Origin of the sequence: Lacticaseibacillus pantheris DSM 15945 = JCM 12539 = NBRC 106106, assembly GCF_001311175.1 — a bacterium.
In the GTDB taxonomy this organism is placed as follows: domain Bacteria; phylum Bacillota; class Bacilli; order Lactobacillales; family Lactobacillaceae; genus Lacticaseibacillus; species Lacticaseibacillus pantheris.
Genome location: NZ_BBAI01000067.1, coordinates 1 through 4,861 on the forward strand (window position 1 = coordinate 1; position 4,861 = coordinate 4,861).

At 52.4% G+C, this 4,861-nt stretch carries 2 protein-coding genes and 2 pseudogenes; all 4 read right to left on the reverse strand.

Annotated features, from left to right (window positions below):
- Positions 1 to 177 precede the first annotated feature (177 nt).
- Positions 178 to 2,021: pseudogene (gene typA / locus JCM12539_RS12205) on the reverse strand (translational GTPase TypA).
- Positions 2,022 to 2,186: 165 nt separating this feature from the next.
- A pseudogene (locus JCM12539_RS12210) lies at positions 2,187 to 2,483 on the reverse strand (UPF0223 family protein).
- A 3-nt stretch (positions 2,484 to 2,486) separates the two neighbouring features.
- The gene (locus JCM12539_RS12215; protein ID WP_054651798.1) at positions 2,487 to 3,404 is read right to left on the reverse strand and encodes a Rossmann-fold NAD(P)-binding domain-containing protein; all 918 of its coding nucleotides are present in this window, start codon (positions 3,402 to 3,404) and stop codon (positions 2,487 to 2,489) included.
- A gap of 247 nt (positions 3,405 to 3,651) precedes the next feature.
- On the reverse strand, positions 3,652 to 4,371 hold the full coding sequence (locus JCM12539_RS12220; protein WP_054651800.1) for a hypothetical protein: 720 nt from the start codon (positions 4,369 to 4,371) through the stop codon (positions 3,652 to 3,654).
- Between the last annotated feature and the right edge of the window lie 490 nt (positions 4,372 to 4,861).

Here is a 4,861-nt window from a genome sequence, read left to right on the forward strand (position 1 = left end):
TTCTCTGTTCAACGTACTAGTGACGGGCTCTGCCCCGCAAAGCGTTAAATTAATTTTATATATTAATTATATTAGGCTTTGATGTGGACGAGGTCAACCCTAACTGCATTGATCCTAAACAGCGTATACAAAAGGTCGCCCAGCCACAAGCCGGACGACCATTGCATTACTTATTTATTACTTGCTCGAAGCTGCCTTACGCCGCTTGTCAGCCTTTTGACGTTCACCCGTGTTCAGAATCTTCTTGCGGAGACGAACACTTTGTGGTGTAACTTCACAGTACTCATCATCGTTCAAGAATTCAATGGATTCTTCCAGAGACAAGTCCTTAGGCGTCTTGATGGCGGCGGCGTGGTCCTTCCCGGAAGCACGCGTGTTGGTCAGGTTCTTACCCTTAGTGACGTTAACGGCAATATCCGTGTCACGGGAGTTCTGGCCCACAATCATACCTTCGTAAACCTCGGTACCAGCCGGAATGAACAACTGCCCACGGTCTTCGACGGACTGCAGGGAGTACGTCGTTGCCGAACCGGCGTTGATGGAAACCAGGGCACCGTTTTGACGACCCGGGTTCCAGTTCTTGATGACCGGAGCGTACTTTTCAAAGGAGTGGTTCATGATACCGTAACCACCAGTGCTGGACAGGAATTCGGTCGAGTAACCGATCAAACCACGAGAAGGTACTAAGAAGACCATCCGTGTCTGACCATTACCTTCGTTTTCCATGTCCTTCATTTCACCCTTACGTTGAGCCATGGCATCAATAATGGCACCAGTGTACTGCTCTGGGGTGTCAATCTGTACGGATTCAAACGGTTCGGACAGTTCGCCGTCGATTTCACGGTAGATAACCTGTGGGCGACCCAACTGCAGTTCAAAGCCTTCGCGGCGCATGGACTCAACCAGGATAGACAGGTGCAGCTCACCACGACCAGAAACAACCCACTGACCTGAAGTATCCGTTGGCTCAACGCGCAGGGATACATCGGTCTGTAGCTGCTGGTTCAAACGGTCCTCAATCTTACGTGCCGTTACCTGGTCACCTTCGCGACCGGCAAATGGGCTGTCGTTAGCAGCAAAGATCATCTGCAGGTTGGTTCGTCAATTCGCAGAATCGGCAATGCTTCTGGGTGCGCAGGATCCGTCACGGTTTCACCAACAAAGATGTCTTCCATACCGGAAACAGCAATCAAGTCCCCAGCTTTGGCTTCGTTGATCTCAATTCGCTTGAGACCGAAGAAACCAAACATCTTCGTCACGCGGAAGTTCTTAGTTGAACCGTCCTTCTTGATCAACGCAACCTGGTCACCGATCTTGATGGTACCACGGAACACGCGTCCAATACCGATACGACCAACGTAATCGTTGTAGTCCAGCATGGAAACTTGGAATTGAAGTGGTTCGTCGGAAGTGTCTTCTGGAGCAGGGATTGTCTTCACGATGGTGTCAAATACTGGCTTCATCGTGTGTTCCTGCGTAGCAACATCGGGGTCCAAACTGGACGTACCGTTGATGGCGGAGGTGTAAACAACCGGGAATTCAAGCTGACTTTCGTCGGCACCCAAGTCAATGAACAGTTCCAATACTTCATCGAGCACTTCGTCAGGACGAGCACCAGGACGGTCAATCTTGTTGATGACAACTACTGGTGTCAGGTGCTGTTCCAAAGCCTTCTTTAAAACGAAACGGGTCTGTGGCATCGTACCTTCAAAGGCATCGACAACCAGGAGCACCCCATCAACCATCTTCATGATACGTTCCACTTCACCACCGAAATCGGCGTGTCCTGGTGTATCCACGATGTTAATGGTAGTGTCGCCATATTTAACGGCAGTGTTCTTACTCAGGATGGTGATACCACGTTCCTTTTCGATGGGGTTAGTATCCATCGCGCGGTCCCCAATCTGGGTGTGCTCTGCCAAGGTATCGGATTGCTTCAACATTTCGTTAACCAACGTCGTCTTACCGTGGTCGACGTGGGCAATGATGGCAATGTTCCGAATATCATCACGTGTTTTCATGTTAACTTCCTTTCGCTTTTCGACCGTTGTGGCCTGCTTGCTCAGCCACTTAACGGCCACAGCATACAGCTAATAATTTTAGCACACCAGTCAAAACATTTCTATCTTTCTGAAATCATTTATTCATGGACGCGTGCACCACGATATTTTGGCGGCAAAGTGGCCTTATGATCGCCGCCGATCGACATGCAAACGGACGGTGTGACCGTCCGTCTGGCGAGCCGCTTGCACCGCGCGGTAGGTCGAATAATCGGCCACAGCCTCAAATTCACGGTCAATCCGCCGCTCCCCCGCCTTATCGGGCACCACTTTTTTTTAAACGCGTTGTATGCCGCCAACAGGTTGTCCCGGTTCACACCGTGTTCATATGCTTCTTCCACCATCTGTAGAAATGTAGTAACCGCAATTTTTTTCGTCGGTCGTCCAATCCAGTTCCAGAGGGTATTCGTAATTTGCCTTCATTATTTAATCCTTACTTCCACTAATATTGTTTTCAATTGTTTTGATTTCGTCCCTAACGTGCCCGGTAATGGCCGCCCACGCTTCTTCTTCGGCCTGGGCACCTGCCACTCGCGGAAGCACCTGAGCATGGCGCTGTCCGACCACCGCCGGACGGGCTGACACATTCAGATCCTCGCCTGCATTCGTAATCAGGGTTAACGGGACGATGTCGGAGCCATCGCTAAGCAGTACCGCCACAATACGGGCCACCACGTCTGCAACGACCGCCGCGCCAATGCCCGCGACAAACTGTTGTAAGTCACGGTCCACTACCTGAATAAGGTTGGCGCTAACGTCGGTCGCATCATTTTGAACCATGCTGAGCAACGGCACCGTGGACACCGCCGCACGGCTCCAGAGCACCTGATAGTCGGATGCTGTTCCCACCACATCAACGGCCACGTTATCGACAGGTACGTTCAGCTCACGGGCAATCCGGTTCGCGGTATAAATGCTGTGTGCAGCCGTGCCTACACCCAGTACACGGTCGTTCGGCACACCAGAGAACCGTTGTGCAAAGTAGGTCATGAGGTCGTCACGGGTAGTGGCAACCAGAATGGAACCGTCAAACCCGCTGGCCATAGCCGCATTGAGGGCGTCGCGCAGGGGCCGCATATTCGCTTCCGTAACTGTATCGCCAGCATCGGCAGTGCTAACGCTGTCAAAGTCAGTAAACACCAGTAAATCGGCCGCGGCGACAACTTTGGGCGTCGCTTTACGCACAGAATTATGCCCCATACCGCCCAGAGCGACGAGGTCGTTGAACTGTTGCTCATCACTGTCATCTGGCACCGTCACGTCCAACCCATTATCTAAATGCATTAACCCGACAATGACTGCCGTGGTGGTAGTACTATGACCAAATACGACTACTGTTGGCATGTTAACACCCCTCCCCAAACGTTCATCAATAATTATACCTAAAAAAATGGTCGTAACCGTTGCCCTAGGTGCGGTTAACATCGTCCTAGCCCCAATAAACCTACCGTTACCACCGGGTCGCTACCCATGATTAAATTCTTGTTACAAAGCAGGAAAGCACGCGTTTCCCGCACCCAACGCCCACGGCATAGAAAAAAAACCGCGTCCAAACGCGGTTTTTTTAATTCATTATCGTTTTAACCGTACATCAGCTAGCCGTCCAAACCGGTTGGACAGGCCCCTGATTATACCGAAAGGCCGACTCCCGTCTAAAAAGAATCATCCTTCCGTTCAACCGCTGTACCAGCAGCCGGCCCCAGTCACTAATTGTGACCATTCCGGACCGGACACTTTCGGCCACCCAGCGATTAATGGTAATCATCGGCACCACAACCGTCCGCCGGAAGAACCCAATAACCCAGCCAAAGCCAATTAGCAGCAACTGCAAAGCTGCGTTCACCGGCAACAATTGCCGTACCGGAGCCGATTGAACTACAAGCACGTTGCCACCGTCCAGATGACGACCAATTGCGCGTGTTGTGCCCGCTACATCAGTCACCACAAACGGTAGCCGGTCACCGCGTTGTGTCAGTACCACGTCGCCGAGGACGACGTCATGTACCGCGACAACCCGTGGCAACCCTTCGCGCAGGACTACGACGGTCCGGACCCGACGTACAACCCGCTCAAAGCTCAGCCTGCTCACGAACAAACTCGTCAAAACCACCATCGTGGTCAGCCCACCTAGGCCCCAAAACCAGTCGGATAATCCCAGGCCACCGGCAACCACGGACAGCACACCCCAAAGGAGCACCATCAATGGTAACAGCCACGCCTGTCGTACCCACCCAGTATCCGGACGTAGGCCAGCTAGACGCGCACCGGTCACCTGACGACGGGTGAGACCAGTAATATTTAATTTCTGCATCACGCTTATGCCTCCTATTAATTAGGAAGACATAGCAAACAGCCGCTGCCGTCAACTCAGCCGATGTGACTGACGTCAGTTAACCAAACTCAATTGTTAGCGGCGGCACAACGCCACGTCTTCCGGGATCATCGTTATTAGCCGAATGACTAGGTTGATCAAGATTTGATGACATTATGCTCACCCCCTCATAACCGGTAGCGCACCCATCAAAAAAACGTGCACTACTCCTTTTCCTACTAATTTATTGTACGCGCTCTGGGGGCGCGAGTCAATCATGCCAACAACTGCTCCACGTCCCATTATGAGTTGATTTCAGTCCGCCACAATGTGCGGGACGGCAGAGCGTCGGCCGGGCCGGTGAGCTGCGGCTTTCGTGGGGCGCTCCATGGTAATCCACTGCTAGGGCGAAGGTTCCAACCCGCCAGGTGCGGGCGTGTTTCCGCCGCGATTTCAAGCCCGTCCGGAAAACCACCGTCCGGTCTCGAAA